Origin of the sequence: Streptomyces sp. NPDC101178, assembly GCF_044767965.1 — a bacterium.
Lineage (GTDB): Bacteria > Actinomycetota > Actinomycetes > Streptomycetales > Streptomycetaceae > Streptomyces.
Window position 1 is genome coordinate 310,766 of sequence record NZ_JBIWOZ010000006.1, and the last position, 19,251, is coordinate 330,016.

The following is a 19,251-nucleotide window of genomic DNA, read 5'->3' on the forward strand; positions in this document are numbered from 1 at the left end:
AGCCGTCCCCGCCCGCCGCCGTCGTCTCACCCCCGCTCGGGCTCCGAGACCCCGCGTCCGCCGTCCCGGTCCACGGCCAGCAGCCGGAAGACGTCGTCGATCGGCTGCTCCATGTCGGTCGAACGGTCGATGAGCCACTGCAACTGGATGCCGTCCGCCAGGGCCAGCAGCAGCACAGCCAGCCGCTCCGGCGGAATCTCGGTGGTCAGCCGCCCCTCGTCCATCCGCTGCCGCACATACCCCGCCACCCGCTCGCGCAGCACCGGATAGCGCTCGGCGAAGTGCGCGTGCGCCGGGTGCTCCGGGTCACTGGCGGCGGCGGCCATGGAGACGAACAGCTCCACCAGTCCGGGGGTCTGCGCCCCCTCGCGGATGATGTCGCGGTAGCTCGGTTCCCCCGGGCGCTCGGTCTGGCGCACCCGGGCGGTCTCGTCACGCATCCTCAGGACCTGGGTGAGCAGGTCCTCCTTCGAGCTGAAGTAGTGCATCAGACCGGGGAGGCTGAGGTTGCATCTGGCGGCCACCTTCCGCAGCGAGGTGCCCCGATAGCCCTCGGCGGCGAAGATCTCCAGTGCCGCGTGCAGGATCTCCGTGCGCTTCGCCTCGCCCTTTTCGTACGGGCCCCGTTTCGCCATGACCGGAAGCCTAACCGGCGTGCCGGCCACCGGCGGGCACGGCCTCGGGCTCCGGTCCGGGCTCCGGCTCCGGGCCCGGGAGGCGTCCGGCGCGGGCCAGGGCGCCGAGCCAGTGGGCGGACGGCTTCGGGGTCCGGGCGAAGGTCTCCCGGTCGACCGCGATGAGCCCGAAGGTGGGCCGGTAGGAGCCCCATTCGTAGTTGTCCAGCGCGGTCCAGTGCAGGTAGCCGCGTACGTCGATCCCGTCCCGCAGCGCGTCGGCCACCCCGGCCAGCGCCCGGGTGGTGTAGGCGATGCGGCGTTCGTCGTCGTCGGTGGCGATGCCGTTCTCGGTGACCAGGACCGCGACGTGCGGGCCGACCACGTCGGCGGTGTGACGGATCGCCTCGCCGAGAGCCTCGGGGTAGTACTCCCAGCCGGTCAGCGTCGTCTCCACGCCCGGTGCCACCGGCAGCGGCCCGTCCGGGCCGATCCGGTGGCGCGTGTAGGCCTGCACGCCGACCCAGTCGTCCTCACGGGAGGCGTGGAGGAAGACGTCCTCGCGGGGCCAGGCGTACGCGGCGGCGACCTCGGCCGCTCCGGGTTCGGCCTGGTAGACCTGGTTGGCGACCGTCCATCCGACCTGGAGACCGGGATCGGCCGCCTTGAGGACCTCGCGGGCCGCCCGGTGGGCACGGATGAGGGCCTGGGTGACCTCGGGATCGGGGTCGACCGTGGCGGGGTCGAAGGCGGCCGCACCGGATCGCTCCTTTCCCTCGGGCGCCGGGGCTTCCCCCTGTCCGATCCCCATGCGGCGGACGACCGTGTGCATCAGCGCGACCATGTTCGGTTCGTTGATGGTCGCCACATGGCGGACGCCTGCGGCGAGGATCTCGGTGGCGACCTCGGTGTAGGCGGCGAAGAGGTCGGTGGACTCCGGGGCGCTCCAGCCGCCGAGCGCGCTGAACCAGTGCGGCGAGGTGAAGTGGTGCAGGGTCACCACCGGGGTGAGACCGCGCTCCAGCGCCCCCTGGACCATGGCCCGGTAGTGGGCCACCGCCGCCCGGGAGACGTGTCCGCGCTCGGGTTCGATCCGGGCCCATTCGATGGAGAACCGGTAGGTGTTGAAGCCGAGTCCGCTGAGCAGGTCCATGTCCTGCGGCCAGCGGTGGAAGCTGTCGACCGCGTCACCGCTGCGTTCCGCGACGAAGGTGCCCGGGCGGTTCTCGACGGCCCACCAGTCGCTGGACACGTTGTTGCCCTCGACCTGGTGGGCGGCGGTGGACGCCCCCATGAGGAAGCCCTCGGGCAGGACGGGTCCGGGGGTGTTCGGCAGCGCCACGAGGCGGCTCCTTCCATCGCGAAGTCCGCGCCGACGAGGGGGCGTCGACACCGTCCGCGAAAAGCGTTCATTGATCGGTTTTCGTGTTAGCGTACAGGCGCACCCGGCCCGGCAGGAAGAGCCGCAGCTCATCCCGGCCCCCGGGAGCCACCTGCTCCGGGAGGCCGGGCCCGACCTGACGCGGACGCCCGGCCTCCCGGTCCGCCACCCCCGCGACCGGCCCGGCACACAGGCCGGACACCCGGCCCCGTTCCGGCCCTGCCAGTGGAGGAGCCCCATGAACGCCGTCATTCCCGAGCCCCGGACCACCGCCCCGGCCACCGGCCAGGACCCGGGCCCCCGTACCGCCGGACCCTGGCGCGTCCACGCCGCCGACCGGGCCCTGACCGGCGTCGCCGCCACGGTCCACGCCCTGCTGGAACCCCACCTGGGGAGCCGCCTGCTGCCGCTGGGCACCGCCCACCGCCCCGACGTCCCCACCCTCACGCTCGCCCTCGGCGACGGAGCCGACGGCTCCCCCGCGCCCGTCGGCGTCGCACCGGACGGGACGGCCCGGCCGGTGGACGAGTCCTACCGCCTGACCGTCGAGGCCGACGGCATCCTCTGCCGTGCCGCCACGCCCGTCGGTGTGTTCCGTGCCGCGACCACGGCGCTCCAACTGCTCGTCACCTCCGGCGGCCGCGTTCCCCGCCAGGAGCTGGCCGACGCTCCCCGATACGCCTGGCGCGGCCTGCTGCTGGACCCGGCGCGCGGCTACCTCACCCCCGACGAGGTCCGGCGGGTGATCGACCTCGCCGCGCTCTACAAGCTGAACGTGCTCCACCTGCACCTCACGGACAACGAGGGCTGGCGGCTGGAGATCCCCGGCACCCCTGAGCTGACCGCACCCGCGCCCGACGGCACACCGCGCGCCTTCTACACCACCGACGACTACCGCGGGCTCCAGGCGTATGCGGCGGAGCGGTTCGTCACCGTGGTGCCCGAGATCGATCTGCCCGGCCACTGCGCCACCCTGCGCGAGGCGCTGCCCGGTCTGCCCGACGCCCCCGCACCCGAGTGGCTGGCGGGCCGCTTCCCGTACGTCGCACCGCTGGACCTCACCGACCCGGCGACCCGAAAGGCCGTCGCCGCGATCCTCGCCGAGGTGGGCCGGCTGACGGACGGCCCCTTCGTCCATGTGGGCGGCGACGAGGCGGTGGGCGCCACCGAGGAGAGCTTCGCCCACTCCATCCGCGAACTGCGCGCGCTGGTGCGGGAGTCGGGCAAGCGGCCGATCGGCTGGCAGGAATCGTCCCGGGCGGGTGTCGGCCCCGACGACATCCTCCAGTTCTGGGTCGACGTCCCGATGATGGACCTGCCCGACACCGCCGACGAGATCGCCGCCCGCCCCGAACTCGTGGCAGCGGGGACCACGTTGGAGTTCGTCCAGGCCCTCAAGTCGTTCTTCGCCCCGACCGATCAGGATCTGACCCGCATCCTCGACGGCGGCGGCCGTGTGCTGCTCTCCCCGCAGTCCCATCTCTATCTGGACCGCGCCTACGCCCCGGAGGTCGTCCCGGCCGGCCGGGAGGCGGATGCCGCCCGCCTCGGCTTCCCGACCTACCGCCCGCTCGGCGTCGAGCACACGGCGGCCTGGGACCCGGTGTCCTACGGGATTCCGGAGGACCGGGTCGCCGGGGTGGAGGCGACGGTCTTCGCCGAGTCGGTGGAGTCGCTCGACGATGTGACGACCCTGCTGCTGCCCCGCCTCGCCTCCGTCGCGTCGGCGGCCTGGACCGGGCGCGCGCCCGACTGGACCGGCCACCGGGCCCGCCTGTCCCACCACGGCCGGCTCTGGGAGCAGCGCGGCCTCGCCTACCTGCCCTCCACGGAGATCCCCTGGGCGGCGGCGCCGGAGAGCTGAGGCGCGGATGGCGGTGCGCCCGCCGGTCCGGGCCCGGTACGGCGTTGGCACCGGCGCGTCGCCGGTGGGCGGGTCGTCCGGGTGGCACGATCTCGGGGACGAGAGGACGACCGGGCATGTGCCACTACTGCGGGTGCCGTGAGATCCCGTTGATCAGGGAGTTCATCGCGGAGCACGAGTCCGTCACCGATCTGGCCGGGGCGGCTGTGCGGGCCTTGGCATCCGGTGACCGCGAGCGCGCGCGAGCCCTCGTGGAACGCGTCGCCGTCGAGCTGCGGGCCCACTGGGCCGGGGAGGAGCGCGGGCTGTTCGCCGTGATGCGCGAGAACGAGGAGTACACGGCGTACGTCGACGCGCTCGCCGCGGAGCACCGGGAGCTGGCGGTCTTCCTCGACGCCCTCGACCTGGACTCGGCCGGGCAGCGGGCCGCGTTCGTCCGGGCCGTGGACGAGTTGCACGCCCATATCGCGAAGGAGGAGGACGGCCTCTTCCCGGCCTCCCTCACCGAACTGACCGGTGACCAGTGGGACCGGTCCATGGAGGCCTGGCGCGCGGCCCATCCCCGCTGAGCCCGGACCGACCGGACGCGGGGAGACCCCTGCCGCACATGAGCGACCGCCCGGAGGCCGTGAGCGCCCCGCCGCGCCCGGACCGCCCGCCCGGGAACCCGGGCGGGCCACGCCGGACCGGTACGCGCCGGGTGCGGAAGGCTCTCCTTCCCGCACCCGGCGCGCCGAGCAGGACCCGTCCGGGGCACAGAACCTCCAGCGACCCGGCTCAGGCGCTGCCCAGCGCCTCCGAGACGAGGGCGCGCGCCTCCTCCTGGACCTGGCCGAGGTGTTCGGGCCCCTGGAAGCTCTCCGCGTACACCTTGTAGACGTCCTCCGTGCCCGAGGGGCGGGCGGCGAACCAGGCGCTGCCGGTGCAGACCTTGAGTCCGCCGATCGCCGCTCCGTTGCCGGGTGCCTCGGTGAGGACCGCGGTGATGCGCTCCCCGGCCAGCGTGTCGGCCTTGACCTGCTGCGGGGAGAGCTTGGCCAGGACCGCCTTCTCCTCGCGGGTGGCGGGCGCGTCGACGCGGGCGTACGCCGGGTCGCCGAAGCGGGCGGTGAGCTGCGCGTACCGCTGGGACGGGGTGGATCCGGTGACGGCGGTGATCTCGGAGGCGAGCAGGGCCAGCAGGATGCCGTCCTTGTCCGTGGTCCAGACCCGGCCGTCGCGGCGCAGGAACGAGGCGCCGGCCGACTCCTCGCCGCCGAAGCCGAGGCTGCCGTCGTACAGCCCGTCCACGAACCACTTGAAGCCGACCGGGACCTCCACCAGCGTGCGGCCGAGGTCATGGGCCACGCGGTCGATCATCGAGGAGGAGACCAGCGTCTTGCCGATGCCGGTCCCGGCGGGCCAGGCCTCCCGGTGGGTGTAGAGGTAGTCGATGGCGGTGGCCAGATAGTGGTTGGGGTTCATCAGGCCGCCGTCGGGCGTGACGATGCCGTGCCGGTCGGCGTCGGCGTCGTTGCCGGTGGAGATGGCGTACGCGTCGCGCTGCTGGATCAGCGAGGCCATGGCGTGCGGCGACGAGCAGTCCATGCGGATCTTGCCGTCCCAGTCCAGCGTCATGAACCGCCAGGTCGGGTCGGCCAGCGGGTTGACCACCGTGAGGTCGATCCGGTGCCGCTCCGCGATACGCCCCCAGTACGCGACGGAGGCGCCGCCGAGCGGGTCGGCGCCGATCCGGAGCCCCGCGTCCCGTACGGCGTCCAGGTCCAGGACGGAGGGCAGGTCGTCGACGTACGCGGTAAGGAAGTCGTGCCGGTGCGTGGTGTCGGCGGCCAGCGCGCGGGCGTACGGGATCCGGCGGACCTCACCGAGGCCCGCCTCGATCAGCGCGTTGGCCCGGTCCTGGATCCAGGAGGTGGCGTCGGACGCGGCCGGTCCGCCGTTGGGCGGGTTGTACTTGAAGCCGCCGTCGGCGGGCGGGTTGTGCGACGGCGTGACCACGATGCCGTCGGCCAGGTGCTCGGTGCGCCCCTGGTTGTACGTGAGGATGGCGTGCGAGACGGCGGGCGTCGGGGTGTAGCCGTCGTCGCTGTCGATGAGGGCGGTGACGCCGTTGGCGGCGAGCACCTCCAGCGCGGTGGTCCGGGCCGGTTCGGAGAGTGCGTGGGTGTCGGCGCCGAGGAAGAGCGGCCCGTCGGTGCCCTGGCGGGCACGGTAGTCGCAGATCGCCTGGGTGGTGGCGGCGATATGGTCGTCGTTGAAGGCGGCCGCGAGCGCGGAGCCGCGGTGGCCCGAGGTGCCGAAGGCGACCCGCTGGGCGGGGTCGGCCGGATCGGGGTGGAGGGCGTAATAGGCCGTCACCAGCCGTGCCACGTCGACCAGGTCTGCGGGCTGCGCCGGCTGCCCGGCCCGTGCGTGCGCCATCGGGTCTCCTCTTGCGTCTGCTTCGTCGGCGTCGGCCCTGGTGGGCGGGCCGGCGTCCCGGGATGGGCGATCACTGCGATCCGTACCCGATTCTGTCCCGTTGCCCCGCCCCGGCGCGTGACGGGTTCGCGCCATCGCGACCCCGTGTCCCGGCCGGGCAGCACCGCGCCCCCGATCCGGGGCGGGGGCCGGGGGCGCGGTGGGCTTCGGAGGTCAGCGGCCCTGGAGGCGCTTCACGTTGTCGCCGAAGGTCCAGCCCTTGGAGCCGTCCCAGTTCAGGGACCAGGTCATCAGGCCTTTCAGGGAGCCGTTGTAGTGGTTCCAGGCCTGGGAGACGAGCGACGGGGACATGTGGCCGCCGCCGGCGCCAGGCTGCGCGGGCAGGCCCGGGACCTGCTTGTCGTACGGGACCTTGATGGTGGTGCCCTGGATGACGAGCCCACGGTTGAGGCAGTCCGTCTGCGCGGTGAAGCCGGCGACCGTACCGGCGGAGTACGAGTCGCCGGAGCAGCCGTACATACTGCCGTTGTAGTACTGCATGTTCAGCCACCAGAGCCGGCCGTTGTCGGCGTACTTCTTGATGACCGGCAGATACGCGCCCCAGATCGAGCCGTAGACCACACTGCCGCCGGTGACGTACGCCGTCTCCGGAGCCATGGTGAGGCCGAAGTTCGACGGCATGGCGGCGAGGACGCCGTCGATGATGCGGATGAGGTTGGCCTGCGACGGCGAGAGCTGGTTGATGGTGCCGGTGCCGACGAGGCCGGTCTCGATGTCGATGTCGATGCCGTCGAAGTTGTACTTCTTGAGGATCGGGACCACGGTCGCGACGAACCGGTCCGCGACCGTGCTGGAGCTGAGGTCGATCCCGGCGGTCGCTCCGCCGATCGACATGAGGAGGGTGAGCCCGGAGGCCTTCGCCTGACACATCTCCGCGGGGGTGGCCACCTTGACGGTGTTGTCCATGCCGTCCTCCCACAGCACGGTGCCGTCGGAACGGATGACGGGGAAGGCCGCGTTGACGACGTTGTAGCCGTGCTGGGTGATACGGGAGTCGGTTACGGGGATCCAGCCGAGCGGCGGGTGGACGCCGTTGGCGGCGCCGTCCCAGTTCTCCCAGTAGCCCTGGAGCACCTTGCCGGTGGGCTTCGACTTGACCGCGCAGGTCTCGGCGGCCGTGGTCCTGAGGGGATCGGCGGCCTTCGGCGGTACGGCTCCGATCAGCATCGGTACGGCGAGTGCCGCGGCCAGGCCGAGGCCCAGCAGGCGTGCGGTACGGCTCATGATCCGTAGGTCCTTCCTGCCCGGGTCGACCGCCGACGGCGCGAAGGGTTCGCCCCGACCCGCCCAGTGTCGTGACCCTGCCAAAACCGTAGAATGGTCCAGACCTTCGGTCAAGAGGTCTGGACCAGACTGCCCGGCACGGGCGTGGAGACACCGCGGCGGGGTGGGAAGCAGCACAGTCAACTGCTCCGCACCCCGCTCGGCACCGGCCGCGGTCCCTCAACCGCGGCCCCGGCCCGGGCCCCTCAGCCCCGGTCGTACGTGTGGAACCCGCGGCCGGCCTTCCGGCCGAGCAGCCCCGCCTCCACCATCCGCTGGAGCAGCGGCGGCGGGGCGTGGAGCGGTTCCTTGAACTCCTCGTAGAGCGATACGGCGATGGAGGCCACCGTGTCCAGGCCGATCAGGTCCGCCAGCTTCAGCGGGCCCATCGGGTGGGCGCAGCCCAGCTCCATGGCGGCGTCCACGTCGGCGGCGGTCGCGTAGCCGGACTCCGCCATCCGGATCGCGGAGAGGAGGTACGGGATCAGCAGCGCGTTGACGACGAAGCCGGAGCGGTCCTGGGAGCGGACCACCGTCTTGCCGAGCACGTCGGTCACGAACGCCTCGGTCGCGGCGACGGTGGCGGGCGCGGTGTGCAGGGACGGGACGACCTCCACCAGCGGCAGCACCGGCACCGGGTTGAAGAAGTGCAGGCCGAGGACGTGGTCGGCGCGGTGGGTGGCCATGCCGAGGCGCATGACCGGGATGGCGGAGGTGTTGGTGGCCAGAACGGCTCCCGGGTCCTCGACGATCTTGTCGAGGGCGGCGAAGACCTCGGTCTTGGCCTCGGCGTTCTCGACGACCGCCTCGACCACGAGCCGGCGGTCGGCCAAGGCGTCGAGATCGCCGGTGAAGACCAGCCGGCCGAGCGCGTCCTCGGCGCTCGGGCGGTCCAGCTTGCCGCGCTGGACGGCTCGTTCCAGCGAGATCGCCACCCGTTCGCGGGCCCGGCCGGCAGCGGTGGCGTCGGCCTCGCAGACGACGGTGTGCAGCCCGGCCCGGGCGCAGACCTCGGCGATCCCGGCGCCCATCTGGCCGCCGCCGACGACACCGACCTTGGTGATGGGCGCGGCAGGGGTGATGGGCGCGCTCATGCCTGCACCGCCGGGCGGCCGACGAGGTGGCGTGCGTACGCCTCTGTGGTGAAGAAGGCGGGCAGCTCCTTGGCGAGGGCGGTACGTTCGAACAGGTCGCGGACCTGGTCGAGCCGGGCCCAGGGATAGGTGGCGCCGAGCGTGGCCAGCTCCTCCTCGAAGACGCGCTCCACCGTCGAGCGGTCGACCGTACGGTGCTTGAGCCACTGCCAGATCTGGACCCGGGCGATCTCGGCGGTCGCCGCGTCCTCCATCAGTCCGTTGAGCGCGACGGCGCCCTGTCCGTTGAGCCAGGCGTCGTAGTACCGGAGAGTGACGGCGATGTTGTCGCGGACTCCCTCCGGGGTCGGACGTCCTGCGGTACGGCGTACGGCGACCAGCTCCTCGGCGGTGACGTGGACGTCGTCGCGGGTGCGTTCCAGCTGGTGCGGCCGGCCGCCGAGCACCTCGTCGAAGACGGACCGGCAGACCGGTACCAGGCCCGGGTGGGCGACCCAGGAGCCGTCGAAACCGTCCTCGGCCTCGCGCTCCTTGTCGAGCCGGACCTTGGCCAGGGCAGCCTCCTGCGCCTCGGGGCCGCCGCCGGGAATCTGGGCGGCCATGCCGCCGATGGCGTGGGCGCCGCGCTTGTGGCAGGTGCGGACGAGGAGTTCGGTGTAGGCGCGCAGGAAGGGGGCCGTCATGGTGACCGTGGCCCGGTCCGGGAGGACGAAGTCGGGGCGGTGCGCGAAGTTCTTGATGAGACTGAAGAGGTAGTCCCAGCGGCCCGCGTTGAGGCCGGCGCTGTGCTCGCGCAGTTCGTAGAGGATCTCCTCCATCTCGAACGCTGCGGTGATCGTCTCGATGAGGACGGTGGCCCGGATCGTGCCGCGCGGGATGTCCAGCAGGTCCTGGGCCAGCAGGAAGACGTCGTTCCAGAGGCGGGCCTCGTACCGGTTCTCCAGCTTGGGGAGGTAGAAGTACGGTCCGCTGCCCGCGTCGATCTGGCGGCGGGCGCAGTGGAAGAAGTAGAGGCCGAAGTCGACCAGTGCGGCGGGGACGGGCCGTTCGTCGATGACGAGGTGCTTCTCGGTGAGGTGCCAGCCGCGCGGCCGGACCATGATGGTGGCGGGCCGGTCGGTGAGCCGGTACTCCTTGCCGCTCGTGGTGGTGAAGTCGATGCGGCGGTCGATGGCGTCGACCAGGGTCAGCTGGCCCCGGACGATGTTCTCCCAGGTGGGCGAGGTGGCGTCCTCGAAGTCGGCCATCCACACCTGAGCGCCGGAGTTGAGGGCGTTGACCGCCATGGAGCGCTGGGGCGGCCCAGTGATCTCCACCCGCCGGTCGGTGAGGCCAGGGGCGGGCCGGGCGACGCGCCAGTCGGGGTCACTGCGGATCGGCTTGGTGGCGCGGGAGAAGTCGAGCGGGGTGCCGCCGCGCAGCAGGGCGGAGCGGCGGCGGCGCTCGGTGAGCAGGTCGAAGCGGCGGGCCGTGAAGGCCGCGTCGAGGCGGGCGATGAAGTCGAGGGCCTCGGGGGTGAGGACTTCCTCGTGCCGGTCGCCCGGTGCGCCGAGGACCTGGACGCGGCCGGTGGTGGCAAGGGTGGTCATGCGGGTCTCCTCAGCGGGGTGCGGGCGGTGGCGGACCCCGGGCGCGGGGGCGGTGGAGCCCCCACGCCCGGTGGGGGCTGCTAGTGGAACTGCTCCTCCTCCGTGGAGCCGGTCAGTGCCGTGGTGGAGGAGGCGGGGTTGATGGCGGTGGAGACCTGGTCGAAGTAGCCGGTGCCGACCTCGCGCTGGTGCTTGACGGCGGTGAAGCCCTGCGCCTGGGCGGCGAACTCCCGCTCCTGGAGGTCGACATAGGCGGTCATGCCCTGCTCGGCGTAGCCGCGCGCCAGGTCGAACATGGCGTGGTTGAGGGAGTGGAAGCCCGCCAAAGTGATGAACTGGAAGCGGTAGCCCATCGCGCCCAGCTCCCGCTGGAACTTGGCGATCTGGTCGTCGTCCAGCGCGGCCCGCCAGTTGAAGGAGGGCGAGCAGTTGTACGCGAGCATCTGGTCCGGGTGCTCGGCGTGGATCGCCTCGGCGAACTCGCGGGCCTGGGCGAGGTCCGGGGTGCCGGTCTCGACCCAGATGAGGTCGGCGTACGGGGCGTAGGCGAGGCCGCGCGAGATGACCGGCGCCATGCCGTTCCGGACGCGGTGGAAGCCCTCGGCGGTCCGCTCCCCGGTGATGAACTGCGCGTCGCGCTCGTCCACGTCGCTGGTGATGAGGTTGGCGGCGAGTGCGTCGGTGCGGGCCACGATCAGGGTCGGGACGTCCGCGATGTCGGCGGCGAGGCGGGCCGCGTTGAGGGTGCGCACATGCTGGGCGGTGGGGACGAGGACCTTGCCGCCGAGGTGGCCGCACTTCTTCTCGGAGGCGAGCTGGTCCTCGTAGTGGATGCCGGCCGCACCGGCCTCGATCATCGCCTTGGTCAGCTCGAAGGCGTTGAGCGGTCCGCCGAAGCCGGCCTCCGCGTCGGCGACGATCGGGGCCAGGTAGTCGGTGGTGTCGCCGGCGTTCTCGGCGGTGGCGATCTGGTCGGCGCGCAGCAGGGCGTTGTTGATCCTGCGGACCACGCTGGGAACGGAGTTGGCCGGGTAGAGGCTCTGGTCGGGGTAGGTGTGGCCGGCCAGGTTGGCGTCGGCGGCGACCTGCCAGCCGGAGAGGTAGATGGCCTGGAGGCCGGCCTTGACCTGCTGGACGGCCTGGCCGCCGGTCAGGGCGCCGAGCGCGTGGATGTAGTCCTGCTCGTGCAGCTGGCGCCAGAGCCGCTCGGCGCCGCGCCGGGCGAGGGTGTGCTCCTCGCAGACGCTGCCGGAGAGCCGGACCACGTCCTCGGCGCTGTAGGTGCGCTCGATGCCCTTCCAGCGGGGGTCGCTCGCCCACCGCCGCGCCAGCTCTTCCGCCGTCGTCCTTGCCTGCGCCATGGCGTTACTCCCGAAGTCGTGTGGGTCGATCGTGTGAACGGTGTGTCGTGTGAAAGGTGCGAAGCTGCGTCACCGAGTGACGCGACTCCTGGATGCGGCCCACCGGACCTCCGAGGTGGAACGGTAAGCAATGCGCCCGGCGAACCGGTCCGAGTTTCCGAGGAGTACGACGTCAGGGCGTGAAATCGTGCTCGGATCCCCGATCCGGAGCCGGTGTCCGGTGGGCCGCAGGAACAACTCTGGCAGTGGCACTGAGTGCCATCAACCGAGGACGCATGCCAAGTTCTGCGAATCTTTCCGCGCACTTTGCCAAGGTTGCGAAGGCTCCGGAACGCCGTATCGCGGCTAGGGTTGTCGATATGTTGACCATGGCGCGAGGGGTCCCGGCATGAGCAAGACCTATGCGGGCGCGCGGCTGCGCAGGCTGCGTGAGGAGCGCGGGCTGAGCCAGGCGGAGCTGGCGCGGATGCTGGCGATCTCGCCGAGCTATCTGAACCAGATGGAGCACGATTCGCGCCCGCTGACGGTGCCGGTGCTGCTGCGGCTGACCGAGGCGTTCGGGGTGGACCCCGGCTTCTTCTCCGAGCGGGACACCACCCGGGTGCTGGCGGATCTGCGCGAGGCGCTGGCCGACGAGGTCGGCGCGGCGCGGGTCTCGGCCGCCGAGCTGTCGGAGCTGGCCTCGCGGCTGCCGGGCGTCGCGAACGTGCTGCTGGACCTGGGCCGCCGCAACCAGGCTCTGGCCGAACGGCTCGCGGAGGCGGCCGAGCTGCGGGGCGGCGGCGGGCCGGAGCTGCCGCGCTCACCGCACGAGGAGATCCGCGAGTTCTTCTACCGTCGGCAGAACTACCTGCACGAGGCGGACCTGGCGGCGGAGGAGCTGGCGGCGGAGATCGGGGTACGTCCCGGTGAGGTCGTACGGGCGCTGTCGGCGCGGCTCACCGAGCGGCACGGCATCCGGCTGGCCACGGCCGACGACCGGCGGGGCCGGGGCGGGGGCGCGTCGGGGGGCCGCCGTCCGGCGCTCCACGGCAGCGACGAGAACACCAGGAAGGCGGACACCGGCCGGCTGCACCACTACGACCCGGACGAGCGGGTGCTGTACCTCTCCAGCCGGCTCCGGCCCGGCCAGCAGGCGTTCCGGATGGCGACCCAGCTCGCGCTGCTCGAGTACGGCGGCGAGATCGCGCGGCTGGCCTCCGAGGACTACGACGAGGGATCGGCGGTGTGGCCGCTGGCGAGGATCGGGGTCGCCAACTACGTCGCGGGCGCGCTGATCCTTCCGTACCGCGCCTTCCACACGGCGGCGGAGGAGGTCCGGTACGACATCGAGCGGCTCACCGACCACTTCGGGCTCGGCTACGAGACGGTCTGCCACCGGCTCTCCACGCTCCAGCGGCCCCGGCTGCGCGGCGTGCCGTTCTCCTTCGTCCGGGTCGACCGGGCCGGGAACATGTCGAAGCGGCAGTCCGCGACCGGGTTCCACTTCTCGCGCGCGGGCGGCACCTGCCCGCTCTGGAACGTGTACGAGGCGTTCGCCGCTCCCGGACGCATCCACGTACAGATCGCGGCCATGCCCGACGGTCGGCGCTACCTCTGGACCGCGCGCGCCGTGACGCGCCACCGGGGCGGCTGGGGCGAGCCCGGCAAGACGTTCGCGATCGGGCTCGGCTGCGAGATCCGGCACGCGGGGCGGCTCGTCTACTCCGACGGTCTCGACCTGGACAACGCCTCGGCCGCGACACCGATCGGCATGGGCTGCCGGATCTGCGAGCGGCTGGACTGCCCGCAGCGCGCGGTGCCGCCACTGGGCCGGCCGCTGGCCATCGACGAGAACAGCAGCACGTTCGTGCCGTACCCGGTGCAGGGGGCGCCCCGGTAGCCGGTGCGCCCCCTGCACCGGACCGGGTCAGGAGTAGCGCAGCGCGATCGTGTCGCCGACGCCGATCACCTTGTTACGGGTGGCCCCGGTGAACGCCGAGCCGTCGGTGGACACCTTCCAGGTCGCCGAACCGGCGTTGGCCTTGCCGTTGACGGAGGTGATGGTGCCCGTCCCGGAGGCGGGGACCACGGAGGTGACGCAGCCGGCCGGCGTGGAGGCGGTCGACGCGGCGGCCAGGACGGTGCCGAGGTCGGTCGTGGCGCCGGTGGGCGTGAAGGCGACGTTGCAGACCTTCAGGGTGGCGGTCCCGTCGTCCACGGTGAGCGCCAGCTTCGTCGCCGTACCGGAGGTGAAGCCGCTCGCCGCGACCCACTTCGGCGCGCCGGCGGTGACCGGGGTGGGCGGGGCCGCGGTGAAGCCGCCGCCGGCGACCGCGCGCAGGGCGTCGGTGGAGGAGTAGGCGGACGGGCTGGTGTCCGAGGGCTGGTACTTGAAGCCGCCGGCCGGGTTGAACTGGTTGGCGATCAGGAAGTCGATCGGCGTCTTGCCGGCCGGGGTGAGGAAGTCGCCGGTCTGCGGGTTGATGCCGCAGGCGTTGAGGCCGGAGACGGCCCAGCCGTTGGAGCTGGTGTTGATGCCGTAGAGGGCGTTGAACGCGCCGGAGCCGTTGACCAGCTTGCTCTTGAGGAACGCCTTGGCCTGGACGATGTCGGCGTCGGTGTTCGGGACGCCGGAGGCGCAGAGCGCGGCCATGGAGGCGCCGGTCATGTCGATGTCGCCCGGCTTGGCCAGCTCGGTCGCGTTGCCCTCGGCCTTGGCGTAGGTCCAGCCGCCGTCGTTGTGCTGGTTGGCCCGGATGCGGGTGACGATCTTGTCGACGAGCGCCTGCGGTACGCGCTGGGCGCCGGCCTGGGTTCTGGCACCGCCGAGCGCGAGGGCGGCGAAGACCGTGCCGTTGTAGTTGGCGGAGGGACCGAAGTAGCCGGCCTCGGCGTTCTGCCAGTAGCCGTAGATGTCGGCGATGAGGTTGCGCGAGGCGGAGACCCGGGCCGGGTCGATCCCGGCGGCGTACGCGTTGAGCGTGCCGCGCTGGTAGTCGGTGACCACCGGGGTGGCGGAGGGCCAGCCGGGGGTGGAGAGCAGGTTGCGGTAGACGGTACGGGCGTTCTTCGTGGCGTCGCCGCCGGGCGTCACGTCCACGGCGGCCGTACCGGCGGCGGCGAACGCGCTGAAGGCCCACTCGTTGGAGAGCCCGGACCCGGCGTACGAACCGTCGGCGGCCTGGAGGGTCTTGAGGTACGCCACACCGTTGGTCTTCGAGGTGGCGATCTGGGCGGGCGTGGAGGTCGCGGCGGCGGGAAGCGCCGTGAGGACGAAGGCCCCGACGACGGCGGGCATCACGACGGCGAGACGACGGGACGTGCGAGAACGGGGCATGTGCCTGCTCCTGGAATGAGGGGCGCACGGCACCGCACGCCGCCTGGTCAGGCACCGGGCGGAGGTGGGTGGCCGACGCCCGGACGCGTGGGTACGGCTTCGCTGGTACAGCTGCCACCAGGGCATTCGGGCTCGGTAACGGCCCCCTGCCGTCCCACACCGCTGCGCGTCAGCCCCGGATTCGCACCGGGTTCCCCCTCATGGCAGGCCAGGACGCTACCCGAGCCGGCAGGGGCGCGCCAGGCAGGGCCGGGGCGCACGGGGGCGCAAAGGCGAGGAGACATACACCACCTTGACGGTCTCTTCGAGCGCGTGTTCAAATCCGGCTGATAAGCACTCAGCCCCAGGGGAAGCCGGTCGGAATCCGGCGCTGACCCGCAACCGTAGGCCCGCCACCGCGCGGGCGAGCCGGAATGCCTGGAGCCTGGAACGTCAGCGAGAAGCGCCGTCGCGGACTACGGCGTGGTTCGAACAGCTCCCCCGCGGCTGCCTTTCACGGCCGCGTCCCGGGGAGCCGTCTGCCACGCACGCCCGCCCGGACGAACACGAGGGGCCGTGGTGGGGACCGCACAGCAACAGGACCGGCGCGCGGCCGGCAGAAGACTCCTCTCACTGTTCTCGGCGGCAGCGGTGACCTTCGCCGCGGGTCTGGCCTTCGTCACCGGCGCCGCTCCGGCGGCCGCCGACCCGATCGAGCAGTGCACACCCACCGTCGGCGCCGTCGTGGCCGTGGACTTCGGCCCGTTCGGCGGCGGTGTGGTGCGCGGCTGCGACACCACGCCGACCAGCGGGTACGAGCTGCTGCGCGACGGCGGGTTCACCACAGAGGGCACCCGGCACGACGGGCCCGGCTTCATCTGCCGCATCGGGACCAACTCCTTCAACTCCGGTACTCGGTACCCGACTCCGGCCACCGAGGACTGCGTCCTCACCCCGCAGGCCACCGCCTACTGGTCGTACTGGATCGCCTCGCCCGGCCAGTCGAACTGGTCCTACAGCCCGCTCGGCGCCATGGACCGCAAGCCGAAGCCGGGCGACGTGGACGCCTGGGTGTTCGGCGGCACCGACGTCGGCGGCACCACCGGCCGGCCCGCCTTCACCCCGGACGACGTCCGCGCGCGCGGCACCACGCCGGATCCGTCGGATACACCGACGGACGGCCCGAGTGTGCCGGTCGGGAAGATCGACGTCCCGGCCGCCGCCCGCTGGGTGTCGGAGCGGCTGCACGACGGCTCCCATGTGGTGGACGAGGGCTCCGAGACCCCGAACTACTTCCTGACCACCGAGGCCGCGTACGCGCTGGCCGCCGCCGGAGGGAAGGGCCCGGCCCTGGACAAGGTGGTGGCCCGCCTCGCCTCCGGCGCCACCGAGTACGCCTACACCTCGGGCCCCGAGGAGGCACCCGACACCACCGCCGCGGCCCGGCTGGCGCTGGTCGCGGCGGTCACCGAGGGCGACGCGCGCGACTTCGGCGGGCACGACCTGCTCGGTGACCTGGAGAAGAACGTCTGCGCGGGGGGCGGCGCGCCGGGGTGCACGGCCAAGGGCGACTTCCGGGGCGCCTCGTACGGGGACGGGCAGGCGCTGGCCGTCCTGGCGCTGCTGCGCGGCGGGATGGTGCCGCCCGCCGACACCGTGACCCGGCTGACCCAACTGGTCTGCGACGACGGCTCGGTGACCAGTATCCTCATCGGCCCCGAGGAGCACTGCGACGGCGATCCGATGACCACCGGCCTGGTGGCCCTGGTGCTGGACGAGGTGGGCGGCCATGACGCCGTCGTCGCCAAGAACGTCGCGTATCTGAAGAAGGCGCAGCTCAGGAGCGGTGCGTTCGCCGCGTACAACGGTTCCACCACCGGCTCCGTCCCGGCCACCGCCTACGCGGCGCAGGCGCTGCGCGCGCTCGGTGGCACCCGGGCCGCCGACACGGCGGTCTGGTGGCTGTCGCGCGAGCAACTCGCCGACGGCGGCTTCGGGTTCGACGAGGGTGCCGAGGACGGCGCGCTCTACGCGACGGCCCCGGCCGTGCTGGCGGGCAGTGGCACCAACCTGGTCACCCTGACCACGAAGGTGCCCGAGCCCACCGAACCGCCGACCACTCCCCCGACGACCCCGCCCACCACGACCCCACCGACCACCACCCCGCCCGCCGGCGCCGGCCCGGACCTCAAGAAGGGCGTCGCCTACCTCACCAGCCCCGCCAACCTCCGGCAGGGCCGGTACTACGCGGCGGGCGGGTCCACCACCCGGGCCGACTTCGGCCTCACCATCGACGGCGCCTTCGCGCTGGCCGCGACCGGCCACGACAACGACGCTCTCCGCACGGTCGTGGACTTCCTGGACCGGGGCGGCAAGGACGGCGAAGCCCGTACGGTGCACGACTGGACCAACGCCGGCTCCGCGCACGCGCTGGGCGGCTCGATGGGCAAGGCGGCGGTGCTCGCCCAGGTCGTCGAACGCGACCCGCGCGACTTCGGCGGCAAGGACCTGATCGCCGGTCTCGCCGATGCGGTCTGCACCACCAAGAGCCCGCAGCCGGACCGCAGTTGCGCCGACAAGGGCGCCTACGCCTACGCGATGTCCGTCTTCGGCCAGTCCCTCGGCGTCATCGCCCAGGTGCGGGCGGGCGAGACGGAGGCCGCCGAGGCGCCGATCGGCTATCTGGCCGGTCTCCAGCACACCTCCACGGGCGCCTGGCCGAGCCTGGTCCCGCCGACGGGTGACGCGGACGTCGACTCCACGGCGATGGCGGCGATGGCCCTGGACCTGGTCCCCGGTGACCCGCACGCGGCGGCGGTGAAGAGGGCGCTGGCCTGGATCGCCGGGAAGCAGCTGCCGGACGGCGGCTTCCCGGGCGCGGCAGGCAACTCGGTCAACTCGGCGGCGCTCGCCGTGCAGGGCCTCTCCCTGGACGCCGAGAAGTACGGGAAGCAGATCGCGAAGGCGCGGAAGTTCCTGGCCTCGCAGCAGAACGCGGACGGCGGCTTCAACGTGGCCAAGGAGGGCCAGCGCGGCTCCGACCTGCGCGCCTCGACGCAGGCGGTGGGCGGTTCGACGGGTATCTCGTTCGGCGTGCTGACCCGCTCCCTGGACGGTACGACCCCGAATCCGCTGCCGTCCTCCTCCCCTCCGGTGATCATCACGCCCGGCGACAGCGCGGGTTCCGCCGGTGGACCGGGGATCGTGGACGCGAACGCTCCGGGCGGCGGAAGCGGAGGCGGAGGCAGTCTCGCGTCGACCGGTGGGCAGGCGCTCGGCCTGGCGGCGGCCGCCGTACTGATCCTGGCGGGCTGGGGCGCGGTCGTGGCCGCACGCAACCGGCGTACGGCCGTGGGCGGTGAGCTGTGAGGGCATCCGCTCACACCGCGGCCGTGCTGGGACTGGTGGGCGCGGCGCTCCTCGCGCCCGCCGCTCCGGCGGCAGCGGCCCCGCAGCCGATCGGGAAGTGCACGACCTCGTCGGGTGTGGTGCTGGCCGTGGACTTCAGCCAGTGGGGCGGTCCCGTCTACCGCTCCTGCGGTACGACGCCGACGACCGGCTACGAGCTGCTCAACCAGGGCGGCTGGCGGACCACCGGCACCGGGCACGACGGACCGGCGTTCATCTGCCGGATCGGCTACAGCGGTCACCAGGGCGGCAAGCAGTATCCGACGCCCCAGCAGGAGGACTGCGTCCTCACCCCGCCCGCCTCCGCCTACTGGTCGTACTGGCACGCCGACCCGGGGCAGAACACCTGGGAGTACAGCCAGTTGGGCGCCATGAGCTACCAGCCGAAGCCCGGCAGCGTGGACCTGTGGATCTTCGGCGGGACGGACATCGGCGGCACGAAGGGCCGCCCGACACTCACACCGAACCAGCTGCGGGCGCACAACTCCCTTCCCACGGGCGGCGATCCGGCCCCGCAGCCCCCGCCGAAGCCGAGACCGCAGCCCGATCCGGTACGGACGACGGAGCAGCCGGGCGGTAGTGCTCCGGCCGCACCGCCGCCGCCATCTGCCGCGCCTCCTTCACCGACCGCCTCAGGCGGCATGCCCCCGTCCGCGTCCGCTTCCCCCTCCGCCTCGCCGTCGCCCTCCCCCAGCGCTTCCGCCTCCTCCCCACCCCCGAGTGAGGTCGTCGCGGCGCCGGGCGAGGAGACGAGGGTGGTGGACGCCGCTCCGGCGCCGGACGCGGAGCACGACTCAGGCTCGGTGGTGCCCCTCGCGGCGACGGCCGGTCTGGTGGCGGTGATCGGCGGCGCGGCCGTCTTCGCCGCGAAGCGCCGCCGCCGTGCGGAGTAGCGCCG

13 protein-coding genes and 2 riboswitches are annotated in these 19,251 nt (G+C 72.7%); of the genes, 5 read left to right on the forward strand and 8 right to left on the reverse strand.

Annotated features, from left to right (window positions below; genetic code table 11):
- Window positions 1-26: 26 nt before the first annotated feature.
- Window positions 27-635: a TetR/AcrR family transcriptional regulator gene (locus tag ACIRR8_RS19610; protein ID WP_404066133.1), complete on the reverse strand. Its 609-nt coding sequence runs from the start codon at window positions 633-635 to the stop codon at window positions 27-29.
- A gap of 10 nt (window positions 636-645) precedes the next feature.
- Window positions 646-1,908 carry a glycoside hydrolase family 1 protein gene (locus ACIRR8_RS19615; protein WP_404066564.1) on the reverse strand — a complete coding sequence of 421 codons (1,263 nt, stop codon included), beginning with the start codon at window positions 1,906-1,908 and terminating at the stop codon, window positions 646-648.
- 325 nt (window positions 1,909-2,233) lie between these two features.
- Here ACIRR8_RS19615 and ACIRR8_RS19620 point away from each other — a divergent pair, with 325 nt between their 5' ends.
- Window positions 2,234-3,859 (forward strand): family 20 glycosylhydrolase, encoded by a 1,626-nt coding sequence (locus ACIRR8_RS19620; protein ID WP_404066136.1) that lies wholly within the window; start codon window positions 2,234-2,236, stop codon window positions 3,857-3,859.
- 116 nt (window positions 3,860-3,975) lie between these two features.
- Window positions 3,976-4,428 (forward strand): hemerythrin domain-containing protein, encoded by a 453-nt coding sequence (locus ACIRR8_RS19625; protein WP_404066139.1) that lies wholly within the window; start codon window positions 3,976-3,978, stop codon window positions 4,426-4,428.
- A 208-nt stretch (window positions 4,429-4,636) separates the two neighbouring features.
- On the opposite strand, the gene pgm is transcribed toward ACIRR8_RS19625, so the two are convergent.
- From pgm to aceA, 5 genes are all read right to left on the reverse strand, one after another.
- The gene (pgm, locus tag ACIRR8_RS19630; protein ID WP_404066141.1) at window positions 4,637-6,280 is read right to left on the reverse strand and encodes a phosphoglucomutase (alpha-D-glucose-1,6-bisphosphate-dependent); all 1,644 of its coding nucleotides are present in this window, start codon (window positions 6,278-6,280) and stop codon (window positions 4,637-4,639) included.
- Between the two features lie 213 nt (window positions 6,281-6,493).
- Window positions 6,494-7,564: a chitinase gene (locus ACIRR8_RS19635; protein ID WP_404066144.1), complete on the reverse strand. Its 1,071-nt coding sequence runs from the start codon at window positions 7,562-7,564 to the stop codon at window positions 6,494-6,496.
- 245 nt (window positions 7,565-7,809) lie between these two features.
- On the reverse strand, window positions 7,810-8,697 hold the full coding sequence (locus tag ACIRR8_RS19640) for a 3-hydroxybutyryl-CoA dehydrogenase (protein WP_404066147.1): 888 nt from the start codon (window positions 8,695-8,697) through the stop codon (window positions 7,810-7,812).
- Entirely contained in the window at window positions 8,694-10,286 is a 1,593-nt protein-coding gene (aceB, locus tag ACIRR8_RS19645) for a malate synthase A (RefSeq protein ID WP_404066150.1), read from the reverse strand. Before aceB ends, ACIRR8_RS19640 begins: the two co-directional genes overlap by 4 nt.
- An 80-nt stretch (window positions 10,287-10,366) precedes the next feature.
- Window positions 10,367-11,647, reverse strand: a complete 1,281-nt coding sequence (aceA, locus tag ACIRR8_RS19650) for an isocitrate lyase (RefSeq protein ID WP_404066153.1) — start codon at window positions 11,645-11,647, stop codon at window positions 10,367-10,369.
- Window positions 11,648-12,035: 388 nt separating this feature from the next.
- On the opposite strand from aceA, the gene ACIRR8_RS19655 reads away from it, so the two are divergent.
- Window positions 12,036-13,529 (forward strand): short-chain fatty acyl-CoA regulator family protein, encoded by a 1,494-nt coding sequence (locus tag ACIRR8_RS19655; protein WP_404066155.1) that lies wholly within the window; start codon window positions 12,036-12,038, stop codon window positions 13,527-13,529.
- Window positions 13,530-13,556: 27 nt separating this feature from the next.
- Here the strand turns inward: ACIRR8_RS19655 and ACIRR8_RS19660 are convergent, their stop codons facing one another.
- The gene (locus tag ACIRR8_RS19660; RefSeq protein ID WP_404066158.1) at window positions 13,557-14,966 is read right to left on the reverse strand and encodes a hypothetical protein; all 1,410 of its coding nucleotides are present in this window, start codon (window positions 14,964-14,966) and stop codon (window positions 13,557-13,559) included.
- Window positions 14,967-15,086: 120 nt separating this feature from the next.
- Window positions 15,087-15,165: riboswitch (cobalamin riboswitch) on the reverse strand.
- A gap of 146 nt (window positions 15,166-15,311) precedes the next feature.
- A riboswitch (cobalamin riboswitch) is annotated at window positions 15,312-15,385 on the forward strand.
- Window positions 15,386-15,524: 139 nt separating this feature from the next.
- Here ACIRR8_RS19660 and ACIRR8_RS19665 point away from each other — a divergent pair.
- Window positions 15,525-18,314, forward strand: a complete 2,790-nt coding sequence (locus tag ACIRR8_RS19665; RefSeq protein WP_404066161.1) for a prenyltransferase/squalene oxidase repeat-containing protein — start codon at window positions 15,525-15,527, stop codon at window positions 18,312-18,314.
- Window positions 18,315-18,337: 23 nt separating this feature from the next.
- A complete protein-coding gene (locus ACIRR8_RS19670; RefSeq protein ID WP_404066164.1) occupies window positions 18,338-19,246 on the forward strand; it encodes a hypothetical protein in 909 nt (302 codons plus the stop codon).
- Window positions 19,247-19,251 lie beyond the last annotated feature (5 nt).